The organism is Comamonas terrae (assembly GCF_001544075.1).
GTDB classification, from domain to species: Bacteria; Pseudomonadota; Gammaproteobacteria; order Burkholderiales; family Burkholderiaceae_C; genus Comamonas; species Comamonas terrae.
The window spans coordinates 1-25606 of the sequence record NZ_BCNT01000019.1 but is presented as its reverse complement, the minus strand read 5'-3'; the positions used below and the strand labels follow the sequence as shown (position 1 = coordinate 25606).

Annotated in this window: 24 protein-coding genes and 1 pseudogene; 16 read left to right on the top strand and 9 right to left on the bottom strand. The window is 65.7% G+C overall.

Annotated features, from left to right (window positions below):
* The first annotated feature begins 32 nt into the window (after nucleotides 1-32).
* From ftsA to Cte04_RS19155, 5 genes are all read left to right on the top strand, one after another.
* A complete protein-coding gene (gene ftsA, locus Cte04_RS19170; protein ID WP_066482717.1) occupies nucleotides 33-1262 on the top strand; it encodes a cell division protein FtsA in 1230 nt (409 codons plus the stop codon).
* A 146-nt stretch (nucleotides 1263-1408) separates the two neighbouring features.
* Complete coding sequence (gene ftsZ / locus Cte04_RS19165) at nucleotides 1409-2602, top strand: cell division protein FtsZ (RefSeq protein WP_066482714.1); 1194 nt, start codon at nucleotides 1409-1411, stop codon at nucleotides 2600-2602.
* 254 nt (nucleotides 2603-2856) lie between these two features.
* A complete protein-coding gene (lpxC, locus tag Cte04_RS19160) occupies nucleotides 2857-3780 on the top strand; it encodes a UDP-3-O-acyl-N-acetylglucosamine deacetylase (protein ID WP_066482712.1) in 924 nt (307 codons plus the stop codon).
* A gap of 21 nt (nucleotides 3781-3801) precedes the next feature.
* Nucleotides 3802-3978 (top strand): hypothetical protein, encoded by a 177-nt coding sequence (locus Cte04_RS21785; protein ID WP_169798068.1) that lies wholly within the window; start codon nucleotides 3802-3804, stop codon nucleotides 3976-3978.
* Between the two features lie 280 nt (nucleotides 3979-4258).
* A complete protein-coding gene (locus Cte04_RS19155) occupies nucleotides 4259-4669 on the top strand; it encodes an RcnB family protein (protein ID WP_066482710.1) in 411 nt (136 codons plus the stop codon).
* A 67-nt stretch (nucleotides 4670-4736) separates the two neighbouring features.
* Here Cte04_RS19155 and ruvC read toward each other — a convergent pair whose 3' ends face one another.
* The 6 genes from ruvC to Cte04_RS19125 all read right to left on the bottom strand — a co-directional run bounded on the left by ruvC (nucleotide 4737) and on the right by Cte04_RS19125 (nucleotide 10689).
* Nucleotides 4737-5285: a crossover junction endodeoxyribonuclease RuvC gene (gene ruvC / locus Cte04_RS19150; RefSeq protein WP_066482708.1), complete on the bottom strand. Its 549-nt coding sequence runs from the start codon at nucleotides 5283-5285 to the stop codon at nucleotides 4737-4739.
* A gap of 94 nt (nucleotides 5286-5379) precedes the next feature.
* A complete protein-coding gene (gene mtgA / locus Cte04_RS19145; protein ID WP_066482705.1) occupies nucleotides 5380-6090 on the bottom strand; it encodes a monofunctional biosynthetic peptidoglycan transglycosylase in 711 nt (236 codons plus the stop codon).
* A 9-nt stretch (nucleotides 6091-6099) separates the two neighbouring features.
* A complete protein-coding gene (gene aroE / locus Cte04_RS19140; protein WP_066482702.1) occupies nucleotides 6100-6975 on the bottom strand; it encodes a shikimate dehydrogenase in 876 nt (291 codons plus the stop codon).
* A 121-nt stretch (nucleotides 6976-7096) separates the two neighbouring features.
* A complete protein-coding gene (locus Cte04_RS19135) occupies nucleotides 7097-7957 on the bottom strand; it encodes an energy transducer TonB (protein ID WP_066482699.1) in 861 nt (286 codons plus the stop codon).
* A 25-nt stretch (nucleotides 7958-7982) separates the two neighbouring features.
* The gene (locus Cte04_RS19130) at nucleotides 7983-10058 is read right to left on the bottom strand and encodes a ribonuclease catalytic domain-containing protein (protein ID WP_066482694.1); all 2076 of its coding nucleotides are present in this window, start codon (nucleotides 10056-10058) and stop codon (nucleotides 7983-7985) included.
* A gap of 46 nt (nucleotides 10059-10104) precedes the next feature.
* Nucleotides 10105-10689: a YqiA/YcfP family alpha/beta fold hydrolase gene (locus Cte04_RS19125; RefSeq protein ID WP_066482692.1), complete on the bottom strand. Its 585-nt coding sequence runs from the start codon at nucleotides 10687-10689 to the stop codon at nucleotides 10105-10107.
* A 138-nt stretch (nucleotides 10690-10827) separates the two neighbouring features.
* On the opposite strand from Cte04_RS19125, the gene rodA reads away from it, so the two are divergent.
* The 3 genes from rodA to Cte04_RS19110 all read left to right on the top strand — a co-directional run bounded on the left by rodA (nucleotide 10828) and on the right by Cte04_RS19110 (nucleotide 15557).
* Entirely contained in the window at nucleotides 10828-12006 is a 1179-nt protein-coding gene (gene rodA / locus Cte04_RS19120) for a rod shape-determining protein RodA (RefSeq protein ID WP_066482688.1), read from the top strand.
* A gap of 387 nt (nucleotides 12007-12393) precedes the next feature.
* On the top strand, nucleotides 12394-13854 hold the full coding sequence (tldD, locus tag Cte04_RS19115; protein ID WP_066482926.1) for a metalloprotease TldD: 1461 nt from the start codon (nucleotides 12394-12396) through the stop codon (nucleotides 13852-13854).
* A gap of 542 nt (nucleotides 13855-14396) precedes the next feature.
* A complete protein-coding gene (locus Cte04_RS19110) occupies nucleotides 14397-15557 on the top strand; it encodes a 3-deoxy-7-phosphoheptulonate synthase (RefSeq protein WP_066482687.1) in 1161 nt (386 codons plus the stop codon).
* 94 nt (nucleotides 15558-15651) lie between these two features.
* Here Cte04_RS19110 and Cte04_RS19105 read toward each other — a convergent pair whose 3' ends face one another.
* Nucleotides 15652-16020 carry a YqcC family protein gene (locus Cte04_RS19105; protein ID WP_066482683.1) on the bottom strand — a complete coding sequence of 123 codons (369 nt, stop codon included), beginning with the start codon at nucleotides 16018-16020 and terminating at the stop codon, nucleotides 15652-15654.
* Nucleotides 16021-16412: 392 nt separating this feature from the next.
* Between Cte04_RS19105 and Cte04_RS19100 the strand changes: the two genes are divergently transcribed.
* Nucleotides 16413-16730, top strand: a complete 318-nt coding sequence (locus Cte04_RS19100) for a hypothetical protein (RefSeq protein ID WP_066482678.1) — start codon at nucleotides 16413-16415, stop codon at nucleotides 16728-16730.
* Nucleotides 16731-16901: 171 nt separating this feature from the next.
* Here Cte04_RS19100 and mpl read toward each other — a convergent pair whose 3' ends face one another.
* A complete protein-coding gene (gene mpl, locus Cte04_RS19095; protein ID WP_066482668.1) occupies nucleotides 16902-18299 on the bottom strand; it encodes a UDP-N-acetylmuramate:L-alanyl-gamma-D-glutamyl-meso-diaminopimelate ligase in 1398 nt (465 codons plus the stop codon).
* A 260-nt stretch (nucleotides 18300-18559) separates the two neighbouring features.
* On the opposite strand from mpl, the gene Cte04_RS19090 reads away from it, so the two are divergent.
* From Cte04_RS19090 to Cte04_RS19060, 7 genes are all read left to right on the top strand, one after another.
* Entirely contained in the window at nucleotides 18560-19189 is a 630-nt protein-coding gene (locus Cte04_RS19090; protein ID WP_174522951.1) for a hypothetical protein, read from the top strand.
* On the top strand, nucleotides 19182-19757 hold the full coding sequence (locus Cte04_RS19085; RefSeq protein WP_066482663.1) for a TlpA family protein disulfide reductase: 576 nt from the start codon (nucleotides 19182-19184) through the stop codon (nucleotides 19755-19757). The genes Cte04_RS19090 and Cte04_RS19085 overlap by 8 nt, the downstream gene beginning before the upstream one ends.
* 145 nt (nucleotides 19758-19902) lie before the next feature.
* On the top strand, nucleotides 19903-20364 hold the full coding sequence (accB, locus tag Cte04_RS19080) for an acetyl-CoA carboxylase biotin carboxyl carrier protein (RefSeq protein ID WP_066482661.1): 462 nt from the start codon (nucleotides 19903-19905) through the stop codon (nucleotides 20362-20364).
* Between the two features lie 207 nt (nucleotides 20365-20571).
* Nucleotides 20572-21930: an acetyl-CoA carboxylase biotin carboxylase subunit gene (gene accC, locus Cte04_RS19075; protein WP_066482658.1), complete on the top strand. Its 1359-nt coding sequence runs from the start codon at nucleotides 20572-20574 to the stop codon at nucleotides 21928-21930.
* A gap of 91 nt (nucleotides 21931-22021) precedes the next feature.
* Nucleotides 22022-22912, top strand: coding sequence for a 50S ribosomal protein L11 methyltransferase (prmA, locus tag Cte04_RS19070; RefSeq protein ID WP_066482653.1), 891 nt, complete (start codon nucleotides 22022-22024; stop codon nucleotides 22910-22912).
* Between the two features lie 68 nt (nucleotides 22913-22980).
* Nucleotides 22981-24225, top strand: coding sequence for a DUF3426 domain-containing protein (locus Cte04_RS19065; RefSeq protein WP_066482650.1), 1245 nt, complete (start codon nucleotides 22981-22983; stop codon nucleotides 24223-24225).
* A 26-nt stretch (nucleotides 24226-24251) separates the two neighbouring features.
* Entirely contained in the window at nucleotides 24252-25154 is a 903-nt protein-coding gene (locus Cte04_RS19060; protein WP_066482649.1) for a carbohydrate kinase family protein, read from the top strand.
* A 93-nt stretch (nucleotides 25155-25247) separates the two neighbouring features.
* Here Cte04_RS19060 and Cte04_RS19055 read toward each other — a convergent pair.
* Nucleotides 25248-25606: pseudogene (locus Cte04_RS19055) on the bottom strand (hypothetical protein); the annotation flags it as partial.

Genomic DNA, 25606 nt, shown 5'->3' with positions numbered 1-25606 from the left:
CAAGAGAAAACCTACCGGGGGCGGATGCTGATATGGCAAGAGAATACAAGGATGTGATCGTCGGACTGGACATCGGCACGGCCAAGGTCATGGCGGTGGTGGCCGAGGTCATGTACAACGGCGAACTCAAGCTGGCGGGGCTGGGCGTGGCTCCGAGCAGCGGGCTCAAGCGCGGCGTGGTCGTCAATATCGACGCCACCGTGCAGAGCATCCAGCAGGCCTTGAAGGAGGCCGAGCTGATGGCCGACTGCAAGATCCAGCGCGTGTGCACGGGCATCACGGGCAGCCATATCCGCGGCCTCAACTCCAGCGGCATGGTGGCCATCAAGGACAAGGAAGTCTCGGCCACCGACGTGGCGCGCGTGATGGAGACGGCCAAGGCCATCAACATTTCCTCGGACCAGCGCCTGCTGCTGGTCGAGCCCCAGGAGTTCGTGATCGACGGCCAGGAAGTGCGCGAGCCCATCGGCATGAGCGGCATCCGCCTCGAGGCCAAGATCCACATCGTGACCGGCGCGCAGAGCGCGGCCGAGAACATCATCAAGTGCGTGCGCCGCTGCGGCCTGGAAGTCGAGCAACTGCTGCTCAACCCGCTGGCGGCGGCCCAGGCCGTGCTCACCGACGACGAGCGCGAGCTCGGCGTGGCCGTGGTGGACATCGGCGCGGGTGCCACGGACGTGGCCATCTTCACCGGCGGCGCGATCCGCCACACGGCCGTGATCCCGATCGCCGGCGACCTGATCACCAGCGACATCGCCATGGCCCTGCGCACCCCCACCAAGGATGCCGAGGACATCAAGGTCGAGAGCGGCTATGCCAAGCAGCTGCTGGCCGATCCCGATGCCCAGGTCGAAGTGCCGGGCCTGGGCGACCGCAGCCCGCGCATGATCAGCAAGCAGGCGCTGGCCGGCGTGATCGAGCCCCGCGTGGAGGAGATCTTCTCGCTGGTGCAGCAGGTGATCCGCGAGTCCGGCTACGAAGAGGTGCTCTCTTCGGGCGTGGTGCTGACGGGCGGCAGCGCCGTCATGCCCGGAATGATCGAACTGGGCGAGGACATCTTCCTCAAGCCCGTTCGCCGCGGCATTCCCAAGTATTCGAGCGCGCTGGCCGACATGGTCGCCCAGCCGCGTGCCGCCACCGTGATGGGCCTGCTCGAGGAAGCGCGCCTGGCACGGCTGCGCGGCTTCAAGGTGGCCCAGAAGAGCGGTTCCATGAAGACCGCCTTCGGCCGTTTCAAGGACTTCATCGTGGGGAACTTCTGACATGGACAGCCATCGCTTGTACATCACGGGCCCGCCCCCGACGCGTTTTTTCGGTTACCGGCGGCGAAGGCCCAGACCGCCGACAGTTTCGATGATTTCTTTTCCACAGCAGCGACCTACCACCACTACAGAACAGGAGCACCACCATGCCTATCGACATGATTGAAGTTGAAGAGTTCAACCAGGGAACGCAGATCAAGGTGATCGGCGTCGGCGGCGGCGGCGGCAATGCCGTCGACCACATGATTGAACGCGGAGTGCAGGGCGTGGAGTTCGTCTGCGCCAACACCGATGCACAGGCGCTGCTGCGCAGCCGTGCACACCGCACCATTCAGCTGGGTCAAAGCGGCCTGGGTGCCGGCAGCAAGCCCGACAAGGGCCGGGACGCTGCGGAAGTCGCTGTGGAAGACATCCGTGCCGCCATCGAAGGCGCGCATATGCTGTTCATCACGGCCGGCATGGGTGGCGGCACGGGTACGGGCGCGGCTCCGGTGATCGCGCGCGTGGCCAAGGAAATGGGCATTCTGACGGTGGGTGTGGTGACCAAGCCCTTCGAATGGGAAGGCGGCCGCCGCATGCAGAACGCAGACGCCGGCCTGGCCGAGCTGGAAGCCAACGTGGACTCGCTGATCGTCGTGCTCAACGAGAAGCTGCTCGACGTGCTGGGCGACGACATCTCCCAGGACGAAGCCTTTGCCCATGCCAACGACGTGCTCAAGAACGCCGTGGGCGGCATTGCCGAGATCATCAACGAGTACGGCCATGTGAACGTCGACTTCGAAGACGTGCGCACCGTCATGGGCGAGCCCGGCAAGGCCATGATGGGCACGGCCAAGGCCTCCGGCCCGGACCGCGCCCGTATCGCCGCCGAGCAGGCCGTGGCCTGCCCGCTGCTGGAAGGCATCGACCTGTCGGGCGCCAAGGGCGTGCTGGTGCTGGTCACGGCCGCCAAGGGCAGCCTCAAGCTGTCCGAGTCGCGCCTGGCCATGAGCACCATCAATGCCTACGCATCGCCCGATGCGCACGTGATCTACGGCGCGGCCTACGACGACTCGCTGGGTGACGACATCCGCGTGACCGTGGTGGCCACCGGCCTGTCGCGCCCCAGCGCACGCCGCCAGAACATCCAGGTGGTGCAGGGCGGCCTGCGCACCGGTACCGACGACGTGGGCTTTGCCGTTCCCGCCGGTGCAGCCGTTCCGTTCGGCACGGCCAACACCAACGTGCCCAGCGTGTGGCGCACCAACCGCACCCAGGCTTCGGAGCGCGTGAGCGCCCTGGCCTCGGGCGGCATGGACGACGTGGAAATCCCGGCATTTCTGCGCAAGCAGGCGGACTGAGCAAGGCACCCCCTGAGGCGCTTTGCGCCTTCCCCCTCTCTCGCTTCGCGGGAGGGGGACGATGCCTTTGCGGGGCGGCCTTTGCCCGGCATCCCCGGCATGGTGCATGCCTGTTTGTGCACTGCGCTGTCAGCCTTGCAAAGGTCTGAACCGTTAAATGGGGAAGGCCCTCATCGATTCGCTGTATTGCAGCGATTAAGACAACCCTGGGCAGGCGTAGGCCGCTCAGGGTTGTCCCCATTTAAAATGCCACCATGCTCCAACAACGCACCATCAAGACCATTTCCCGTGCCGTCGGCGTGGGTCTGCACAGCGGCCAGCGCGTCGAGCTGACGCTGCGCCCGGCCCAGCCCGATACGGGCATCGTCTTCAGGCGCGTGGATCTGCCGGAGCCGGTGGACATTCCGATTTCGGCCGAAGCCGTGACCGATACGCGCATGGCATCGACCATAGGCACCGGGGGTGCCAAGGTGCATACGGTGGAGCATCTGATGTCGGCCATCGCGGGCCTGGGGCTGGACAACCTCTATGTGGACATCACGGCCGAAGAGGTGCCCATCCTGGACGGTTCTTCCTCTTCCTTCGTCTTCCTGCTCCAAAGCGCGGGCGTTGAAGTGCAGAAGGCGCCCAAGCGCTTCATCCGCGTCACCCGCCCCGTGGAAGTGCGCGAAGGTGAGGGCGCCAACCTCAAGTGGGCGCGCTTCGACCCCTACCACGGCTTCAAGCTGCGTTTCGAGATCGACTTCGCCCATCCGGCCGTCGACTCCACGGGGCAATGCGTGGAATTCGACATGGGGCGGGACAACTACACGCGCGACATCGCGCGCGCGCGCACCTTCGGCTTCACCAAGGATGTGGAGATGCTGCGCAACAACGGCCTGGCGCTGGGCGGCGGGCTGGACAACGCCATCGTCATGGACGACTACAAGGTGCTCAACAGCGACGGCCTGCGCTATGACGACGAGTTCGCCAAGCACAAGATCCTCGACGCCATCGGCGACCTGTACCTGATCGGCAAGCCGCTGCTGGCCGCCTACAGCGCCTTCCGCTCGGGCCACGGCATGAACAACCAGCTGCTGCGCGCGCTGCTGGCCCAGCCCGACGCCTGGGAGATCGTGACCTTCGATAGCGAACGCCAGGCCCCTCAGGGCTTTGCGCTGCCGGCACGCGCCTGGTAATCCGGACAGAGGCTGCCCCCCATGCTGATCTTTCGCTGGCTGGCCACGCTGCTGCTCCTGGCTTCGGCCCTGTCCTTTGCGTTCTACCTCGGCACCGGCCGGCCGCAGTACAAGCGGCTGGGCATTCTCATCCTGAAGTGGACGCTGATCGCCGCGCTGGCGTTCTTTGCCGTGCTGTTTGCCGGGCGCATTGCCTGAGGCGCGGCATGGATCCCGTGCCGTCCGTGGCGGCAGGCCGGGGCGGTCTTTCACGCTGAAGCCTTGCGTTTGCGAACACTTTGCAAACGCTGTATCGCCTCGGTAAAGCGCAGGAAAAACAAGGGTAAAGCGCCATCGTCCTGCGTGGAACGGGCGCCGGAACACGGATCATGTGGCCATGGGCACCGAATGTGCAGCGCCTGCGATCCGTCTGCAGGCGCTGGAGAAACGGGGAATGTTCCTGTTCCCCGCCGCCGTGCCTTCAGAAAGGAGCCATACCATGTCCCGTCTGACGACCCGTATTCTTTCCGCCACCATGGCTGCCTGCATGGGCCTGGGGCCCCTGGCGGTGCAGGCCCAGCCGCGCCCCGGCCCGCCTCCGGGCCATGGCTACAACGACGTGCGCCATGGTGGCCGCCATGACGACCACCGCGGGCCGGAGGACCGTCGCGATCCGCGCTTCGACCGCCATGACGACAGGCGCGGCGCCGGCCCCGACCACCGATGGATGCGCGGCAGCCGCGTGCCTCCGCAATACCGTACCCATCACTATGTGGTGAATGACTGGCGTGGCCACCACTTGTCCGCACCGCCACGCGGCTATCAATGGATACAGAACGGCGGCGACTATCTGCTGGTTGCCATTGCCACCGGCGTGATTGCCTCCATGGTGCTCAACAGCAGCTATTGAGGCTGGCCTTTCCAGGAAAAAACCGGGGATTGCGCCCCGGTTTTTTCATGCGCAGCCTTTCCGGGGATCAATAGACCCTGCCGCCGCGGTACATGGCATGCTGCTTGCGGCGCAGGTCGGTGACCTGGGCCATCTTGCCCATGGCCGACGCCGCATGGGCGTGGGTAATGGCCAGGCCCAGCGCATCCGAGGCGTCGGTACCGGGCAGGCCCGGCAGCTGCAGCAGGCGCTTGACCATTTCCTGGATCTGGCTCTTGGCCGCGCGGCCGTGGCCCACCACGGCCTTCTTCATCTGCAGTGCCGTGTATTCGGCCACGGGCAGGTTGGCGTTGACCAGCGCGGTCAGCGCCGCGCCGCGCGCCTGGCCCAGCAGCAGCGTGGACTGGGGGTTGACGTTGACGAACACGATCTCCACGGCCGACATGTCGGGCTCGTAGCGCGAAGCCACCTCGGAGATGCCGTCGAACAGCATCTTGAGGCGCCCGGGCAGATCGCCCAGTTCCATCCGGGTGGTGCGGATGGTGCCGCTGGCCACGTAGGACAGGCGATGGCCTTCGACGTCGATCACGCCGAAGCCCGTGGTCTGCAGACCGGGGTCGATTCCAAGAATACGCATGTTGGCTCGATTATCCGTTGTGCAGATGACCTATGGCACCGGCATGGCCTGGGGCGTCGTCCCCTCGGGGAAGGCGCGTAGCGCCTCAGGGGGATCAAGGAATCTCCACCATGGGCATGTAGCGCATGACGGTGCGTGCGCGCTGCACCAGATAGGCCGACTGCGGCATTTTCTCGAACCGCTTGGGCTGGGGCAGCATAGCCGCCAAGCGCGCGGCCTCGGCGTTGGTGAGCTGGGCCGCGCCCTTGCCGAAATAGTGGCGGGCGGCCGCTTCGGCGCCGAACACGCCCTGGCCCCATTCCACGTTGTTGAGGTAGATCTCCAGAATGCGCTGCTTGCCCAGCAGCAGCTCCAGCAGCATGGTCAGCAGCAGCTCCTGGCCCTTGCGCAGAAAGCTGCGCTCGCCCGACAGCAGCAGGTTCTTGGCCAGCTGCTGGGTGATGGTGGAGCCGCCATAGATCTTGGCAGGCCGGTCGGTTCTCCCGGCCCGGGCCTCGGCCTTGACGTTGCGCTGCCAGGCCTTCTGTATGGACTCCCATTCCACGCCGTTGTGCTCCATGAAGCCTGCGTCCTCCGAGGCCACGACCGCGCGCTTGAGGCTGCCGGCAATCTGCGGATAGGCCACCCAGTGCTGGCTCCACGGCAGCGAGCCGCGGCTTTGCAGGATCTGCCAGGCTTCGGAGCGCTGAAAGCTCGTGGACTGCGGATCGACGACGACCATGAGCGCGATCCGCAGCACGAAGAACAGCTGCAGCAGCACGGCCGCCCCCACGATGAGCAGCACCAGGCGCGTCAGGGCCTTCATGGGAAAGGTTCAGGCCCCGGCCTGGATCAGTGCGCGCAGCTCGGCCAGCACCTGCTGCGAGGGCGGGCGCACGCCACGCCACAGCGCAAAGGATTCCGCGGCCTGTTCCACCAGCATGCCCAGCCCGTCCCGGGCCTGGGCGCCATGGAGGCGGGCCCAGTCCAGAAAGGGCTGGGCCGCGGGGCCGTACATCATGTCGTAGGCCAGGCTGCCGGGGCGCAGCACGCCCGCCGGCGCCGGCACCTGGGCACCGGCCAGGCTGCTGGCCGTGGCGTTGATGATGATGTCGAAGGTTGGGGTATTTTCGGACTCTAGCGCTTGCTGCTCCAGCGCAAGCAGCTCTGTTTTATGTAGCGATGCGAGGTCGGCATGCTGGGCCACCAGCGCCTGGGCCTTGGTATGGGTGCGGTTGGCCACGGCAATGCGGCGCGGCTGCTGTTCGATCAGCGAGCCCAGGGCGCCTGCGGCCGCGCCGCCCGCGCCCAGCAGCAGCACGTCCCTGCCGGCGATGGCAACGCCCGCATTGCGCACGATGTCGGCCACCAGCCCCAGGCCGTCGGTGTTGTCGGCATGGATGCCGTCGTCGCAAAACACCAGCGTGTTGGCCGCGCCGGCGCGCCGCACGCGGTCGCTGGCGTGCGTGGCCAGCCCGGCCGCCTGCAGCTTGAAGGGCACGGTCACGTTGCAGCCCTTGCCGCCGCGCGCGGCGAAGTCGGTCACATGGGCGGCAAAGCCGTCCAGCGCCACCAGGGCGCGCTCATAGTGCAGCGTCTGGCCGGTCAGCTCGGCAAAGCGCGCATGGATCCAGGGAGAGCGGCTGTGCGCCACCGGATTGCCCATGACGCAGTAGGTGTCGATGGCGAAGTCCGAATTTTCCAAAGTCATGGCAGGAGCGATAGCGATGAAGGAGGCGATATTTTCAGTGCCTCCGGGCCGTCCCAGGGCAAAAAGCTGCTCCTTCGGGGGAGGCGACTGCAAGCAGTGAGCAAGCGTGGGGGCCCCTTCCCTACTGCACGCTGGTTTCCAGCGTCTGCTCGCGTGTGAACTTGAAGCGCGAGACCACGGCGATCTGGTCGGCCTTGGCGCGCATGGCCGGGCCGAAGTGGCCGTAGGGGCCGGCGGCACGCGCAATGGCTTCGGCGCGCGTGTCCAGCATGCGGTTGCCCGAGCCCTGCACGACCTCGGTGCCGAGCACGCGGCCGTCGTGGTTCACGGTCAGGATCATGACCAGTTCGCCGTAGAGCTTCTTGCCCTTGTGCTCGGGAAAGTTTTCCGTGCCCTTGTCTTCCACCTTGCGGCGCAGCGCGTCGTAGTAGACGGCATAGACGGCTTCCTTGGTGGCCGGGCTGATGTAGCGCTTCTTGGGGCGGGCGTTTTCCTCGTTGATGCGCTTTTCGATCTCGGCCAGCAGCTTGACGAGCTGGCGGCGCTTTTCCTGCTGTGCTTCCTTTTCCTTGGATTCGGCCGCCAGCCGCGGGTCGAGCGGCGGCAGCGCGGCGATCTGCTGGCGCAGCTGGGTCAGCAGCACGTTCTGCTGCTCCTGCATGGCATCGATCTGGCGCTGCTTTTCCTCGAAGTCGTCGCCCACGGCCGTCAGGGCCGAGTAGGGCATGGGGCTGCTTGCGCGTCCCTTCTCGGCCTCGCCGCCGCCGGCCAGCGAGGTCTGGGCGATGGCCTGGGCCTTTTCGGGCGCCTCGTTGGCGCGCGCATTGACCAGGATCACTTCCAGCGGCGTGTCCTGGAACACGCGGTCGAAGCGCTCGGGGTCCACGAAGCGCACGCTCAGCAGCACGGCATGCAGGGCGATGGACACGCCCAGCGCAATCTGCAGCGTGCTCAGGCGTTGAAGGGGGGAGGGCAGTTTCACGGCGGCAGATCGTGCAATGGAGGGATCAGGACTGCGCAGCGTCCTTGGCGGGCGTGCTGTCGGAGGCTTCGGCGTCGTTCATGTCCACGGCGATGGCAATGGGGCCGGCCACGGTGTCCTCGTCATCCTCGCCGCCGTCCTCGTCGGCAGCGATGTCGCCGTCCAGGCGCTCGATCAGCGTGCCCGAGATGTCGAGCGAGATCTCGTCGATCTCGCCGAGCTTGACGCGCACGTGGGCGCCGCGCGGCAGGTTCTGCGCGCCCAGCACGGGCAGCACCAGCGGCAGGTCGTCGGCGCGCACCAGGTAGCCGCCGTTGGCGCCTTCCTTGATCACGCTGGCCGTCAGCTCGGTGATGCCGTTCTGCTCCAGGTACTTGAGCGTCCAGAAGCGCTCCATGCCGGCCTGGTAGCTGTTATAGGCGCTGTAGGCGCCGTCGAAGCTGCTGATGATGCCGAACAGCTCGGCATCCTTGGGCTTGAACGGCGCGGCCAGCGCGGCCGTGGCGCCATGGCGCGCGCAGGCGATGATCTGCCACTGGTTGACCAGGTCCACATAGCGGCGCAGCGGCGAGGTGGCCCAGGCATAGCTCTTGACCCCGATGCCCGCGTGGGGCAGGGCCTTGGTGCTCATGCGCACCTTGACGCCGGGCGCCAGGCTGGCCTGGCTGCGGTAGATGCCGGGCACGCCCAGTTCGGCCAGCCAGCTGCCCCAGGTGCTGTTGGCCACGATGGCGGCCTCGGCCACGATCAGGTCCAGCGGCGCGCCGCGCTTGCGCACGGTGATCTGCACCTGCTCGCTGCCGGTGGGCTCGGCCCCGTCGTTGCCCACGAGGCGGAAGTTGTAGTCCGGGCGGCTGAAATTCTCGGGCTTGCCGCGCACCACTTCGCGCCTGGCCTTCAGATGCTTGGACCAGCGGTGCAGAAAAGTGAGCTCCTTGCGCTTGCCCAGCAAGGCCTGAGGCGTGTTTTCGATCTCGATGGAGGAATCGGCCAGCCAGTCTTCGGTCACGATGTGGTCGAGCTTGTCGTAGCGGAAATTCACCTCCACCGGCACGCGCTCCAGGCGGGTTTCGGTGGCCGTGGTCTCCAGCGTTTCCTCGTCGATGGTCACGTACAGCGAGACGGCCGGGTTGGCGCGGCCTTCGTCCAGCGTGTAGATGTGCACCACCTCGTCGGGCAGCATGGTGATCTTGTAACCCGGCATGTAGACCGTGGACAGGCGCGCGCGGCCCAGCTTGTCCAGTTCGCCGCCGGGCGTGATGGCCAGGCCCGGCGCGGCGATGTGGATGCCCACGGTGACGGTGCCGCTGCCCAGGCCCTGCACGGACAGCGCATCGTCGATTTCCGTGGTGGCCGAGTCGTCGATGGAAAACGCCTGCACGGCCGCCAGCGGCAGGTCGGCCGGAGGCTGGGGCGCGGCCAGCTGCGGAAACTGCGTGCCCTTGGGGAAGTTGTCGAACAGAAAGCGCTTCCAGTGGAACTGGTAGGACGAATCGATGGCGCCCGCGCGGTGCAGCAGCTCCAGCGGGGCCAGCCTGGTGGCGCGGCTGGCCTCGACCACGGCCTTGTATTCGGGTGCATTCTTGTCGGGCTTGAACAGGATCTTGTAGAGCTGCTCGCGGATCGGCTGCGGGCATGCGCCGCGGCCCAGTTCCTCGGCCCAGGCGTCGATCTGGGCCTGGACCAGCTTTTTCTTCTCGATGGCGGCCAGGGCCTGCTGCAGGATCTCGGCCGGCGCCTTCTTGAAGCGGCCCTTGCCCGCGCGGCGGAAATAGTGCGGCGCCTCGTAGAGCCTGAACAGCGCGCCGGCCTGCTGGGCCAGGCTGGCCGACTCGGAGAAATAGTCGCGCGCCAGGTCGGCGAAGCCGAATTCCTCCTCGGGGGCAAACTCCCAGGCCAGGTCCAGGTCGATCTCGGCCGCCTGCGCCTGACCCTGGGCCATCAGCTCGGAGGGAGCGGGCTTGTCGAACTTGAGCAGGATGTTGGCGGCCTTGACCTTGATCCGTTTGCCGGAATCGAGCTCGACCTGGGCCGAAGTCTCGGCTTCGGAGAGGATGCGTCCGGCGAGGAACTTGCCGGCTTCTTCAAACAATGCGTGCATAACCGCGCATTTTCCCACGAGCGGGCAACCGTGCCCGGGGCGAGGGTCAGGCCAGCAGCAGAAAATCGTCCAGCCGGGGCAGGTATTCCGCGAAATTCGACAGCGCATGGTCGCCGCCTTCCTGCACCAGCTGCAGCGCATGCGGGTAGCGCTCGCTCATCTCCTGCCAGTCCAGCACCTCGTCGCCCTGGGCGATCAGCACCATCTCGGGCGCGGCCGGCGTCATGTGCCGCGTGTCCAGCTGGCGCAGCTCCTCGATGTATTCGGGCCGGAAGAAGAAATGTGCCTCGGGGTCGTGCCAGGCGGTCTGCTCGCCGATGTATTTCTCGAGGTCGCGGGCCGGGTTGACGGCCGGGTTGATCATCACGCTCTTGCAGCGCGCCAGCTGCGCCACCCAGCTCGCGTAGTAGCCGCCCAGGGAGGAGCCGACCACGGCCATGGTCTCGCGCGGCCAGGTGGCGATGCCTTCGGCAATCAGGGCCATGGCCTCGCGCGGCGACGGCGGCAGCTGCGGGCACCACCAGCGCACATGGGAATGCCGGCTGCCGATGTGCTCGGCCAGGATGCGGGCCTTGTTGGACTGGGGCGAAGAGCGGAAGCCGTGCAGGTAAAGCAGATGGGTGGTGGTCATGGCGGCAATCTCCTCTTGTAGGTTTGCAGACGGTCTCGTCTGCATTGTGGACCGAGGCCGCGGTAGCGGGCAAAGCCGTCAGCCTGGCTCAACCCTGCGCCGCGACGGGACAGGCCGCTGCCTCGATAATGCCGGCCCATGTCCGCGACCGAATTCGACAAGCCCTCGCTGCTGCAGCGCATCGTGCCGCTGTTTCGCGGCTTTGATTTCCTGCTGCTGCTGTTTGTCGCCATGCTGGCCGGCGCCGGGCTGCTGGCCATGTATTCCTCGGGCTTCGACCACGGCTCGCGCTTCGTGGACCATGGCCGCAACATGCTGATCGCCGCCGGCATCCTGTTCGTCGTGGCGCAGGTGCCGCCGCAGCAGCTCATGAAGGTGGCCGTGCCGCTGTATACGCTGGGCGTGGCCCTGCTGGTGGCGGTGGCGCTGTTCGGCATCACCAAGAAGGGCGCGCAGCGCTGGGTGAACGTGGGCGTGGTGATCCAGCCCTCGGAGCTGCTCAAGATCGCCACGCCGCTGATGCTGGCCTGGTGGTTCCAGCGGCGCGAGGGCAATCTGCGCGGCACGGATTTCGCCATCGCCTTCGGCCTGCTGATGGTGCCCGTGGGGCTGATCATGAAGCAGCCCGACCTGGGCACCTCGCTGCTGGTGATGGCCGCGGGCCTGTCGGTCATCTTCTTCGCGGGCCTGCCCTGGAAGCTGATCGTGCCGCCCGTGGTGCTGGGCGTGGTCGGCATCTTCCTGATCATCTGGTACGAGCCCCAGCTGTGCGCCGACGGCGTGAGCTGGTATTTCCTGCACGACTACCAGCGCACCCGCGTGTGCACGCTGCTGGACCCGACGCGCGACCCGCTGGGCAAGGGCTTCCACATCATCCAGGGCATGATCGCCATCGGCTCGGGCGGTGTCTGGGGCAAGGGCTTCATGGCCGGCACACAGACCCACCTGGAATTCATTCCCGAGCGCACCACCGACTTCATCTTCGCCGCCTATTCCGAGGAGTTCGGCCTGATCGGCAATCTGTTCATCATCGTGGCCTTTCTGTTCCTGGTCTGGCGCGGCCTGGCCATCGCCATGCAGGCCAGCTCGCTGTTCGGCCGGCTGATGGCTGCGGCCGTGGCCATGATTTTCTTCACCTATGCCTTCGTGAACATGGGCATGGTCAGCGGCATCCTGCCCGTGGTCGGCGTGCCGCTGCCCTTCATCAGTTACGGCGGCACGGCCATGGTCACGCTGGGGCTGGCGCTGGGCGTGCTCATGTCCGTCGCGCGGGCCCAGCGCCAGTTGCCGGGCGAAGGGCATTTGCCGCGCGCCTGAGCTTGTAGGAAAAGCTTGCAAAACGGCGCAGATTCATCAAAATGTGAGCGCATCTCGCCTTTGCATGCTGTGTTTTGACATGCTTTGTTGCCAAAAGCATGCTGATGCTGGCGCCAGCCGCTATCGCTTTGATTGCAAAATGGGGCTGCTGCTCTTGCCTGCCTGCACGGCAGGGGTTAGAAAGGTTTCAGGAACAGGGGCTTGAGCGACCCCTGCGAGGGAGATGGACCGGTGCCCGTCGCGGCTGCGGCAAGGGGCACAAAAGCGCTGCAGAACGGAATGTCGTCCAGCCTGGTGGGGGGGCATTCCGTTCTTTTTCTTTGGGGCCCGCGCAAACCGGGATGCACACGGCGATGGGGGCATGCGTGTCTCTCTACAATGTGCCGCATGATCTCCCGCGAACCCACCATCGAACGCCTGGCTACGGCCCGTCAGTTGCTGCTTGAGCCGTTTGGCCTGGACGAAACCCATCTTGCGCGCGCTCTGGCCGAGATCCGCGCACACCAGGTCGACGATGCCGACCTGTATTTCCAGTACACGCGCGCCGAAGGCTGGAGCCTGGAAGAGGGCATCGTCAAGACCGGCTCGTTCTCCATCGACCAGGGCGTGGGCGTGCGTGCCGTGAGCGGGGAAAAGACCGCATTCGCCTATTCGGACGACATCTCCGAAGCCTCGCTGCTCGACGCCGCGCGCACCGTGCGCTCCATCGGCAGCAGCGCCCAGTCGCGCCGCGTGCGCGCCGGCGCGCCCAGGATCGCTTCCAGCCGCTCGCTGTATCCGGGGCTGGACCCCATCAGCACGCTGGACAGCACGGCCAAGGTCGAACTGCTGGGCAAGGTGGAGAAACTGGCCCGCGCCAAGGACCCGCGCATCGTCCAGGTCATGGCCGGCCTGGCCAGCGAATACGACGTGGTGCTGGTGGCCCGCGCCGACGGCACGCTGGCCGCCGATGTGCGCCCGCTGGTGCGCCTGTCGGTCACCGTCATTGCCGAGCACAAGGGCCGGCGCGAAGTCGGCTCGGCCGGCGGCGGCGGCCGCTTCGGCCTGGCCTATTTCAGCGACGAGCAGATCGGCCAGTATGTGGACGAGGCCGTGCATGCGGCACTCGTCAACCTCGACTCGCGTCCTGCACCCGCAGGCCAGATGACCGTGGTGCTCGGCCCGGGCTGGCCCGGCGTGCTGCTGCACGAGGCCGTGGGCCACGGGCTGGAAGGCGACTTCAACCGCAAGGGCTCGAGCGCCTTCAGCGGCCGCATCGGCCAGCGCGTGGCTGCCAAGGGCGTGACTGTGCTGGACGACGGCACCCTGGCCGACCGCCGCGGCTCGCTCAACGTGGACGATGAAGGCCATGCCAGCCAGAGCAATGTGCTGATCGAGGATGGCATCCTCAAGGGCTACATCCAGGATGCGATGAATGCCCGCCTGATGGGCGTCCAGCCCACGGGCAACGGCCGCCGCGAGAGCTATGCGCACATCCCCATGCCGCGCATGACCAATACCTACATGCTCGGCGGCGACAAGGACCCGCAGGAAATCATCGCCTCGATCAAGAAGGGCCTGTACGCCACGAACTTCGGCGGCGGCCAGGTGGACATCACCAGCGGCAAGTTCGTGTTCTCGGCCAGCGAAGCCTACTGGGTCGAGAACGGGAAGATCCAATACCCCGTCAAGGGGGCCACCATCGTGGGCAGCGGCCCCGAGTCGCTCAAGCACATCACCATGATCGGCAACGACATGCGCCTGGACAGCGGCGTGGGCACCTGCGGCAAGGAAGGCCAGAGCGTGCCCGTGGGCGTGGGCCAGCCCACGCTGCGCATCGACGGCCTGACCGTGGGCGGCACGGCTTAAGGCCCGCCTGCAAGGATCTCCGGATCTGCCCAGCCTCCCGGAAACGGGGCGCTGGGCATTTTTGTGTCCTGGCGGCCTGCAGTTGCAGGCCCGGGCGCTTGCCGCGGGGCCTTTGGCCCGTGGCGCCATGGTGGCCAGGACGAGATTTCAGCAAAAACCGGTGATATGCAGGAAAACTTGCGTTGCAATGGTGTTTTTGCGGTTTGTCATCAATTTAATTTCGTAAAAAATAAAAAAACGCAATATAAATGCGTTTTTGAAATTTCAATTCTCTCTCTGAAGAGAGGGTGGCCGTGGCCCTGGCGCAGCGGGGCGTATGTTGCATTGCGCAATGACTGTGCTACATTGAAAAGCATGCAAACACGCAGCGCTTATTTCTTTTACTTTTGGTTCTCGCCCTCGGCGGCTGAGAGGTAAGCGCGCACCTGCACCCAAACCTCCCAAAGAACCGCCGAGCTGCAAAGCCCGGCGGTTTTTTTTCATCCCTACGTTTCCCGACAGCCTTCCATCCCCACGATCAACCGAATTCACGAAAGCTCGCAATGACTGCTCTGAACGCTTCCACCACCGATTCCTGGTATCGCAACGGCTCTCCCAAGACTGGCCAGACCGACGACGCACGTATCAAGGACATCACCGTGTTGCCCCCTCCCGAGCACCTCATTCGCTTCTTCCCCATCCGCGGCACGGCCGTGGAAACGCTGATCAGCAATACCCGACGCACCATCCACAACATCATGCAGGGCGAGGACGACCGCCTGCTGGTCATCATCGGCCCCTGCTCCATCCATGATCCCGCTGCGGCCCTGGAGTACGCCCGCCGCCTGGCCGTGGTGCGCGAGCAGTACAAGGACACGCTGGAGGTGGTGATGCGCGTGTACTTCGAGAAGCCCCGCACCACTGTGGGCTGGAAGGGCCTGATCAACGATCCCTATCTGGATCAGAGCTACCGCATCGACGAGGGCCTGCGCATTGCGCGCCAGCTGCTGATCGACATCAATCGCCTGGGCGTGCCGGCGGCCAGCGAGTTCCTGGACGTGATCTCGCCCCAGTACATCGGCGACCTGATCAGCTGGGGTGCGATCGGCGCCCGCACCACCGAAAGCCAGGTGCACCGCGAGCTGGCCTCGGGCATCTCGGCGCCCATAGGCTTCAAGAACGGCACCGACGGCAACATCCGCATCGCCACCGATGCCATCCAGTCGGCCAGCCGCGGCCACCATTTCCTGTCGGTGCACAAGAACGGCCAGGTCGCCATCGTCAACACGGCGGGCAACCAGGATTGCCATGTGATCCTGCGCGGCGGCAAGACGCCCAACTACGACGCAGCCAGTGTGGCAGCCGCCTGCAAGGACCTGGCGGCTGCCGGCCTGCCGCCCACGCTGATGGTGGACTGCAGCCATGCCAACAGCGCCAAGCAGCACGAGCGCCAGAAGGATGTGGCGCGCGATATCGCCGGCCAGATCGCCGGCGGCTCGAACAGCGTGTTCGGTGTGATGATCGAAGGCCATCTGGTGGGCGGCGCGCAGAAGTTCACGCCCGGCAAGGACGACGTTGCGGGCCTGACCTACGGCCAGAGCATCACCGATGCCTGCCTGAGCTGGGAGGACTCGCTGCCCACGCTGCAGGAACTGTCCCAGGCGGTGCAGCAGCGCCGCGCGGCGGCCGCACCGGCCAAGGTCCGGGCCGAAGCCGTCGCCTGAGCCGCAGCACTGCCGCAAAAAAAGGCCGCCAGCATCTGCTGCGCGGCCTTTTTTCCATTCCGGTCGGGCGCTCGGGCGGGAGCGGATCCCGGGTTCAGTGGGCGGGGTCCTGGTCGGTCGGAGTGAGCGAGCCCCTGTTCAGGGTGATGTCGATGCGCTCCAGCAGCACCAGCAACCGGCCTTTGTCGAAGTCCTCGCGCTTTTCCCATTCATGCTCGGCCAGCGGATGGATGTGGCTTTGGTGCGGCAGCTGGCCTTGCGCATCGATCAGGGCGCGCAGGCGCGGCAGGAAGACCCATTGCAGCCATTCGTGCAGCTGCAGCGTGTCGTACATGAACGGCATGACGGACTCCAGCGCTTGGGGGCTGGGCGGTGTGCTGGACCAGAGTTTCTGGGCCTGCAGCTCGGTTTCCAGCTGCTGCAGATGCGTCAGCAATTCCTGATGGGGGTGTGCGGTGGTCATGGCGGTCTGTGGAAAAGGGAACGGGACGCAACGGCGGCGGACAGGCCAGGGCATGTACCGCTTTCCGTATGCCGGCATGAAAAGATTGATCTGCCTCCACGGCGCGGTAACCAGGTGGTTACACAAGAGCCCTGGCTATTGAGTTATGGGCGCACAGCCCTATATTCAAGACCGTTGCGGTATGAATTGCTATGAAAAATGGGCTTTCTGCCGCTGGGGGAAGTCCGGAAATTGGGTAACCGCTACGATGCTTTTCAGTGCCAGGCCCTGGCTTGCCTGTATCAGCGCAGTCTGCCGTCGCCGGGCTTGCCCCTATGGCCCCTGGGCTGTAACCGTCGGATCCGGCATGTCCTTGTGGATGCGGGGCCGCAATAACGAACGAGAGGAAATCCATGCGCAATGAAGTGATAGTGGTGTTAGATGCTGATCGTGAATACCGGGTGGACACCCAGTCGCTGACACCGCTGAGTTCGGAAGATGGCCGCCTCTGGCTGGACAAGCAGTTCGTGGAACTGGACTGCGAGCCGCTGCGCGCCACCGGCAAGGTGCTGCTGGCCGACAAGCTGGTGGTCGTGGCACGCGAGGCGCGCGGCCGGGCCGGCCTGTTCGACGACGAGAGCTGGCGCAACCACTATGCGCTGGCAGCCCAGGCCGTACTGTCCAAGGCGCTGATCTGCGTCGATGTGCCGGCGATGTCCATCAGTTATTGAGACCTTCTGAGCGGCTGCGCCGCTTCCCCTCCCTCTTCGGTAGTGGGACGACATCTTCGCTGCGGGGCGGCGCGGCCGGCTCAGGCCCTTGCTCGATGTCCCTGGCGTGGTTTACGCCAGTTTTTCGGGGCGGTGCTCTCAAACACCCGCTGAGTGGTTCAGCGGGTGTTTTTACTTCAGGGCCGCCAGCAGCTTGGCATGGATGCCGCCAAAGCCCCCGTTGCTCATGCAGACGATATGGTCGCCCGGTTGGGCTGCGGCCTTGACCTGGGCGAGCAGGGTATCGATGTCGCCGGCCACCTGGGCGCGCCGGCCCGGGCCCACGCCCAGCGGAGCCAGGGCTTCGGCGGCGTCCCAGTCGAGGCCGGCCGTGTGGCAGAAGATCAGATCGGCGCTTTCCAGCGACCAGGGCAACTGGGATTTCATGGTGCCCAGCTTCATGGTGTTGCTGCGCGGCTCGAAGACGGCCAGGATGCGGGCTTCTTCGCCCAGCTTGCGGCGCAGGCCGTCCAGCGTTGTGCGGATGGCCGTGGGGTGATGGGCGAAGTCGTCATAGACGGCCACGCCGTTCACGGTGCCGCGCAGCTCCATGCGGCGCTTGACGTTCTGGAAGCGCGACAGGGCTTCGCAGGCCTGCTCGGCGGAGACACCCACATGGTCGGCCGCCGCGATGGCCGCCAGGGCGTTGAGCTGGTTGTGCACGCCGGTCAGCGACCAGGACAGGTGTGCCACCTTGCGGCCGCGGTGCAGCACGTCGAAGTCGCCGGGGTCGCCCTCGGCGCAGAAATCGCTGACCGTGGCGCCAAAGCTGGCCACCTCGCTCCAGCAGCCCTGGCCGAGCACGCGGGCCAGGCTTTCCTCCAGCCCGTTGACGACCACGCGGCCCGTGCCGGGCACGGTGCGCACCAGATGGTGGAACTGGCGCTCGATGGCGGCCAGGTCGTCAAAGATGTCGGCGTGGTCGAATTCCAGATTGTTGAGCACGGCCGTGCGCGGACGGTAATGGACGAACTTGCTGCGCTTGTCGAAGAAGGCGGTGTCGTACTCGTCGGCCTCGATCACGAACAGCGGCCGGGCCTGGCCGTCCACCCAGGCACCCAGGCGGGCCGAAACGCCGAAGTCCAGCGGCACGCCGCCGACCAGAAAACCGGGCTGCAGGCCCGCGCATTCCAGCACCCAGGCCAGCATGGAGGTGGTCGTGGTCTTGCCGTGCGTACCGGCCACGGCCAGTACATGGCGGCCGTGCAGCACATGCTCGGCCAGCCACTGCGGGCCGCTGGTATAGGGCGCGCCCGTATCCAGAATGGCTTCCATCAGCGGGAACTTGGGCGAGCCGTCGGGCAGCCGCTTGCGGCTGACCACATTGCCTACGACATACATATCGGGCTGCAGCGCGATCTGGTCGGCGCCATAGCCTTCGATCAGCTCGATGCCGAGCTGGCGCAGCTGGTCGCTCATGGGGGGATAGACGCCGGCATCGCAACCGGTGACCCGGTGACCGGCTTCACGTGCCAAGGCGGCAAGGCCTCCCATGAAGGTGCCGCAAATGCCCAGAATATGTATGTGCATGGGCGGGCATTTTACGGTTGCGTGGCTGCCGCATGGCCGAGCATGGCCTTGGGCATCCGGCGCAGTGGTAACGACTCTTGTCAAAAAGAGAGCTGCCAGCGCAGGCTACGTATGAAATCGGATGTGAAAAGGCCTTGAAATCCAGGCTTCCAAGGCGCAATACGCTATAAAACCGTGAGCCCATCGGCACGGCGGTGCAAACGCAAAGGCCTTGCAGCGGGCATGGGCCACAATGCAATGGATTGGAGAGTGCAAGCCTTATGAGCCTGGATCAAGTGACTGCTGAAATCGCCCAGACCGCCGCCCGCATGGTCGTGGAGGAGGGGCTGGAATGGGGCGCGGCCAAGCACCGCGCCGTGCGCCAGCTCGGCCTGCCGGCCCGCTCGGCCCTGCCCGACAACGAGCAGCTCGAGGACGCCGTGCGCGAATACATTGCGCTGTTCTGCGCCGACACGCAGCCGCAGGAACTGCTGGCGCTGCGCGAGCTGGCGCTGGTCTGGATGGAGCGGATGGCGCAGTTCCGTCCCTATATCGCCGGCGCGGTCTGGCGCGGCACGGCCACGCGCCAGTCCGACATCTATCTGCAGCTCTTCTGCGACGATCCCAAGTCCGCCGAAATCGCGCTGATCAACAACCATGTGAACTACGAGCCCAGCACCGTCACCGGCTTCCACGGCCAGAACGTGGAGGCGCTGAGCATCCATGCCTTTTGCAAGCCGCTGCATGAGGAGGTGGGCGTGCACCTGATGATTTACGACCATGACGATATGCGCGGAGCAATGAGGCCCGACAGCCGCGGGCAGAGCCAGCGCGGCGATGCGCAGGCGCTGAGGAAGCGCATGCAGGACGACCTGAAGGCTTCCCAGGCCGCGGAGGCCGATCATGACTGAGCAGCGCGATTCCCAGCCCGGGCAGACCGCAAGCCAGGCCTCTCCCGCTTCCCGCCGCCTCTGGCTTACAGGCGCCGTGGCAGTGGCCGCCGCAGCGGCCGGCGCTGCCGTGGCCTGGAAGCGCGGCGGCCCGCAGGCCGTGGGCTCTGGTGCCGAACAGCAGTTGTGGGAGCAACATCTGGAAACGCCGGACGGCAAACCGTTTGCCATGTCCGACTGGCGCGGCAAATGGGTGCTGGTCAACTTCTGGGCCACCTGGTGCCCGCCCTGCGTCAAGGAAATGCCCATGCTCAGCGAGTTCGCGGGGCGCTCCGCGCAGCATGGTATCCAGGTCATCGGCCTGGCCGTTGACAAGGCGGAGGCCGTGAGCCGCTTCCTGGCGCGCCAGCCCGTGCAATACCCGGTGGCCCTGGCCATGCAGGGCGGCCTCGGGTTGACGCGGGCTCTGGGCAACCTGCAGGGAGGGTTGCCTTTCACGGTGCTGATCGATCCGAAGGGAAACCTGCGGCAACGTAAAATAGGCGAATTGTCCAGCGAAGATCTTGCGGATTGGACCCTGAAACGCTGATGTTGCTGCCAGGAGCCCGCCGAAAAGGTGTATGGAATGCACAATTCCATAGTGGTGTTGGTGAAAAATGTGTGCGAATGCACGCAGTAGGGCGAAATTGAGGTAAATTCGCGCCCTATTTAGTTTCTAAGCCGCTGGAGCTCCCATGGATTTGCGAAAACTCAAGACCCTCATTGACCTGGTATCCGAATCGAATGTTTCGGAACTGGAGATCACCGAAGCAGAGGGCAAGGTCCGTATCGTCAAGAGCGATGGCGCGGTCGTGCAGCAGTATGTGGCTGCGCCTGTTCAGGCGGCTCCCGTTGTGGCGGCTCCGGTGGCGGCAGCTGCGCCTGTTGCGGCAGCAGCTCCCGCTGCGGCCGCCGCAGTGGAAGGCCATGTGGTCAAGTCCCCCATGGTCGGCACCTTCTACCGCGCTTCCAGCCCCGGCGCCAAGCCCTTTGTGGACGTGGGCAGCCAGGTCAAGGAAGGCGACACCATCTGCATCGTGGAAGCGATGAAGATTCTCAACGAAATCGAAGCCGACAAGAGCGGCACCATCGTGCGCATCCTGGGCGAGAACGGCCAGGCTGTCGAATACGGCCAACCCCTGTTCGTGATCGAGTGATGGGCTTGAGGCGTTGCAGGCTGCCGGCAGCCCGACGCCAAGGCGCGCATGCCATGGGCAGCGCGACTGAGTTGTATTTGCGCGAACAAGCGGGCGCAAAGGGCGCATCCCCAGGATGGACGCCCTGCCTGAACCGGATTTGCGCAAGTCGTGAGTCATTGGCAGTGGCCTGTGCCCCGGCACAGGCGCCAAGCTGCGAGGAACTTCATGTTTAAGAAAATTTTGGTTGCCAACCGGGGCGAGATCGCCCTGCGCATCCAGCGCGCTTGCCGCGAACTGGGTATCAAGGCGGTGATGGTGTATTCCGAAGCCGACCGCGATGCCAAGTATGTCAAGCTGGCCGATGAGGCCGTGTGCATCGGCCCGGCACCGTCTCCGCTGTCCTACCTCAACATGCCGGCCATCATTTCGGCCGCCGAGGTGACCGATGCGGAAGCCATCCATCCCGGCTACGGCTTTCTCTCAGAGAACGCCGACTTTGCCGAGCGCGTGGAAAAGAGCGGCTTCACCTTCATCGGCCCGACGCCCGAGAACATCCGCACCATGGGCGACAAGGTCTCGGCCAAGCAGGCCATGATCAAGGCGGGCGTGCCCTGCGTGCCCGGCTCGGACGGCGAGCTGCCCGACGATCCGGCACTGATCAAGCGCATCGCCAAGGCCATCGGCTATCCCGTGATCATCAAGGCCTCCGGCGGCGGCGGCGGCCGCGGCATGCGCGTGGTGCATACCGAAGCCGCGCTGATCAATGCCGTGCAGATGACCAAGGCCGAGGCTGCCGCAGCCTTCGGCAACCCGGCCGTCTACATGGAAAAGTACTTGCAGAATCCCCGCCACGTGGAAATTCAGGTGCTGGCCGATACCTACAAGAATGCCATCTACCTGGGCGAGCGTGACTGCTCCATGCAGCGCCGCCACCAGAAGGTGATCGAGGAAGCGCCGGCCCCCGGCATCCCCCGCCGCCTGATCGAGAAGATCGGCGAGCGCTGCGTGGCCGCCTGCAAGAAGATCGGCTACCGCGGTGCGGGTACCTTCGAGTTCCTCTACGAAAACGGCGAGTTCTACTTCATCGAGATGAACACCCGCGTTCAGGTGGAGCATCCGATCTCCGAGCTGATCACGGGCGTGGACATCGTGCGCACCCAGATCATGATCGCCGCCGGCGAGAAGCTGCCCTACACCCAGCGCCAGATCGAGTTCAAGGGCCACGCCATCGAATGCCGCGTGAACGCCGAGGATCCGTACAAGTTCATTCCCTCGCCCGGCCGCATCACCATGTGGCACGCCCCCGGCGGCCCCGGCGTGCGCGTGGACTCGCACGTGTACAACAACTACTTCGTGCCGCCCAACTACGACTCCATGATCGGCAAGATCATCGCCTACGGCGACACGCGCGAGCAGGCTATCGCCCGCATGCGCACGGCGCTGCTGGAGACGGTGGTGGAAGGCATCAACACCAATATTCCGCTGCACCAGGACCTGATGGTGGATGCCAAGTTCATCGAAGGCGGCACCAACATCCACTATCTGGAAGAGTGGCTGACGCACCGCAACACCAACAAGCGATGAGCAGACAGCTGCCGCGGGCGCTGTTTTGACATCTCATGCTGGCCTCTGGCAACGGAGGCCAGCATTTTCGTTTTTCAGGAAAGGATGGCCCATGTTCGAGCTGAGCCTGTTGTGCCCGGAGGACCGGGTTGAAACCGTCAGCGATGCGCTGGATGCGCTGGATGCGCTGAGCGTCTCGGTGGAGGATGCCGATGCGCAAACCGAGGCCGAACAGGCACTGTTCGGCGAGCCCGGCATGCCGCCGCCCAAGGAAGGCTGGCAGCGCAGCCGCGTGATTGCACTGTTCCCCAACGAGGAGGCGGCCCGCGAGGCCTGTGCGCTGCTGGAGCCGCAGGATTTCTTCGAAGGCTGCTCGGTGCTGGCCGTCAAGCCGGTGCCCGAGCAGGACTGGGTGCGCCTGACGCAATCGCAATTTGCGCCCGTGGACATCACGCCCGATTTCTGGATCGTGCCGAGCTGGCATGAGCTGCCCGAGCAGGCCAGGGTCAGCATCCGCCTCGATCCGGGCCTGGCCTTCGGCACCGGCACGCATCCCACCACGCGCATGTGCCTGCGCTGGATTGCACGCCAGCCCCAGGGCTCGCTGGGGCGCACGCTGGACTATGGCTGCGGCTCCGGCATCCTGGCCATCGGCGCGGCCAAGTTCGGTGCCACGCAAATCGATGCCGTGGACATCGACCCCGCGGCCGTGGAATCCACCAACTACAACGCCAGCGCCAACCACGTGCAGCTCAGGTCGGGCCTGCCCGATGCGGCCGAGGGCGAGTACCAGACCGTGCTGGCCAACATCCTGGCCACGCCGCTGAAAGTGCTGGCTCCGCTGCTGTGCGGCCGCGTCGCGGCCGGCGGCAGTCTGGTGCTGGCCGGTATCCTGGAGCGCCAGGCCGACGAACTCAAGCAGGCCTATGCGCCTTATCTGAAGCTGGAGGTGGCCGACAGCGAGGACGGCTGGATCCTGATGACGGCGCAGCGCCCGGCCTGATCGCGCGACGTGCGGGTTCGCTGCATCTGCCCTGGCGAACCCATGCTCCTGCCTACAATTGCCAATCGATGACCCAGATCACCCGTTGCCCCTCCTGTGGAACCCGCTTCAAAGTGGTGGCCGATCAGCTGCGCATCTCGCAGGGCTGGGTGCGCTGTGGCATCTGCCAGAACGTCTTTGATGCCTCGCTGGACCTGCTGGAGCTGCCGGACGAGGTGCTGCAAATTGCCGCGGCACGGGGAGGCATCCCGCCGGACCGGCCGCACCGGTCGGCCCCCGCGCCAGTCCCTGCAGATGCCGCCGAAAAAAATGCGGTGGATCAATCCATGGCGCCGTCGGAGGCATCTGGCGCCCCTGAACCGGGTTTCGGCACTTTGGCGGATGCGCAGGCTGCCGCCTTGCCCGATTCCGCCGGCACGGCTGCCGAAGAAAGCATCGATGCAAAGCCCGTAACCAGGGTCGCGCCGGATACGCAGGAGCGCCAGCCTTCGGGTGACGAGCCCTTTCTTGAATCCTTGTTCGAGCCGTCGTTTGTCGACCAGTCCAGGCCTCTGCATGGCAACGATGGGCGGCATGTGCGTGGAGAGCGGGAGCCGGCCCGGCCCGGATCGCAGCCGCCGGCATTTCCGGCACCGCCTTCCGTGCAGGACACGCCGGCTCCTGAGGCATCTTTATCCGGCCCGTCTCCTGCATGGACCGACGGCACGCCGCATGTGCGCCGCCCGGACCAGGCTGGGCAGGACGACGATGGCGAGCTTGGGATGCAGGCGCCTGATGAGGCCGGTACCGCGCAGGCCGAGCCCGGCTTTGTGCGCCAGGCCCGTCGCCAGGCCTTCTGGCACAGCGCAACGGTGCGCGGCGTGCTGCTGCTGGGCTGTGTGGCGGCGGCGGCCAGCCTTGCCACGCAGATGCTGTGGCAAAAGCGCGATGCGCTGGCCGTGCAATATCCGGCGCTGCAGCCGGTGCTGCGCACCATGTGCCTGGCCGCAGGCTGCAAGCTGCAGGCGCGCCGCGAGATTGCCGATGTGGTCATCAGCAGCTCGGGCTTCAGGCAGTTGCCTGGCCAGCGCCAGTATCTGTGGAGCCTGAGTCTGGAAAACCGCTCCGAGGTACCGGTGGCCACGCCCGTGGCGGAGCTGACGCTGACCGATGCGCAGGACAAGCCGCTGCTGCGCCGCGTGGTCGAGCTGGTTCCCCTGGGGGCACCAGCGCAGCTGGGCGCGCGCGAGGAATGGAGCGTCAGCGTGCCGGTGCAGGTGCAGGAACTGCCTGCGCCCGTGGCGGGCTACCGCGCCCTGGTTTTTTATCCCTAAATTTCAACAAGAAAGCGAACAACATCATGGCCGCTTTGATCTGCGGATCGCTGGCATTCGACAACATCATGACCTTCGAAGGTCGTTTTGCGGACCAGATCCTTCCCGACCAGCTGCACATCCTCAATGTGTCGTTCCTGGTGCCCACGCTGCGCCGCGACTTTGGCGGCTGTGCCGGCAACATCGCCTACAGCCTGCGCCTGCTGGGCGGCGATGCCTGGCCCATGGCCATGGTGGGCAGTGACGGTGCGGACTATGTCGGCCATTTGCAGGCACTGGGCATCGAGACCGCGCATGTGGGCCAGCTGCAGGACACGCATACGGCCCAGTGCATGATCATGACGGACCGCGACAACAACCAGATCACGGCCTTCCACCCCGGTGCCATGATGCAGGCGCACGGAAACGTGATCACACCCGGGATGGCGGCGCAGGTCAAGGTCGGCATCATCGCACCTGATGGCCGGCAGGCCATGATCGAGCACGCGGCCCAGTTCAAGGCCGCAGGCATCCCGTTCGTCTTCGATCCGGGCCAGGGCCTGCCGATGTTCAACGGCGAAGAGCTCAAGGCCTTCATCGAACAGGCCGACTGGGTGGCGGTCAACGACTACGAAGGCAAGATGCTGTGCGAGCGCACCGGCTGGAGCCTGGATGAGATCTCGCGCAAGGTCCGCGGGCTGATCGTCACACTGGGTGCGCAAGGCTGCGAGGTCTGGGAGGATGGCCGCAGGACGGCGGTGGCATCTGTCAAGCCGGCGGCCATTGTGGATCCCACGGGCTGCGGCGACGCCTGGCGCGGAGCCCTGCTGTTCGGCCTGGAGCGCGGCTGGGATCTGGTGCGTTGCGCCGAGCTGGGCAACCGCATGGGCGCGCTGAAAATCGCCCATCGCGGCCCGCAGAACTATGTGCTGGATTTCGTGCAGCCATGAACTGATGCGGCGGACTCCGGCATAAAAAAACCGGCCCTCCAAGATGCCGGTTTTTTATGCCCCGGGATCGGGGCATGCAGAGCCCGGGGAGGCTCAGGGCTTGTTGCCGGTAGGGAAGGGCCATGCAGCCTGAGGCGCCAGACGGGTCTGTGCGATCGGTGCAGGTGCCTCTGCAGGTGCGGGAGCGGGCGCCGCCACCTTCTTTGCAGCAGCCTTGGGAGCAGCCGCCTTCTTGGCGACCGGAGCCTTGGCAGCGGCCTTGGGCGCAGCAGCCTTCTTGGCGGGGGCCGCGGCCTTGGGTGCGGCGGCCTTCTTGGCGACCGGAGCCTTGGCGGCGGCCTTGGGCGCAGCAGCCTTCTTGGCGGGGGCGGCGGCCTTGGGAGCAGCAGCCTTCTTGGCAGGAGCCTTGGCGGCGGCCTTGGGCGCAGCAGCCTTCTTGGCCGGTGCGGCAA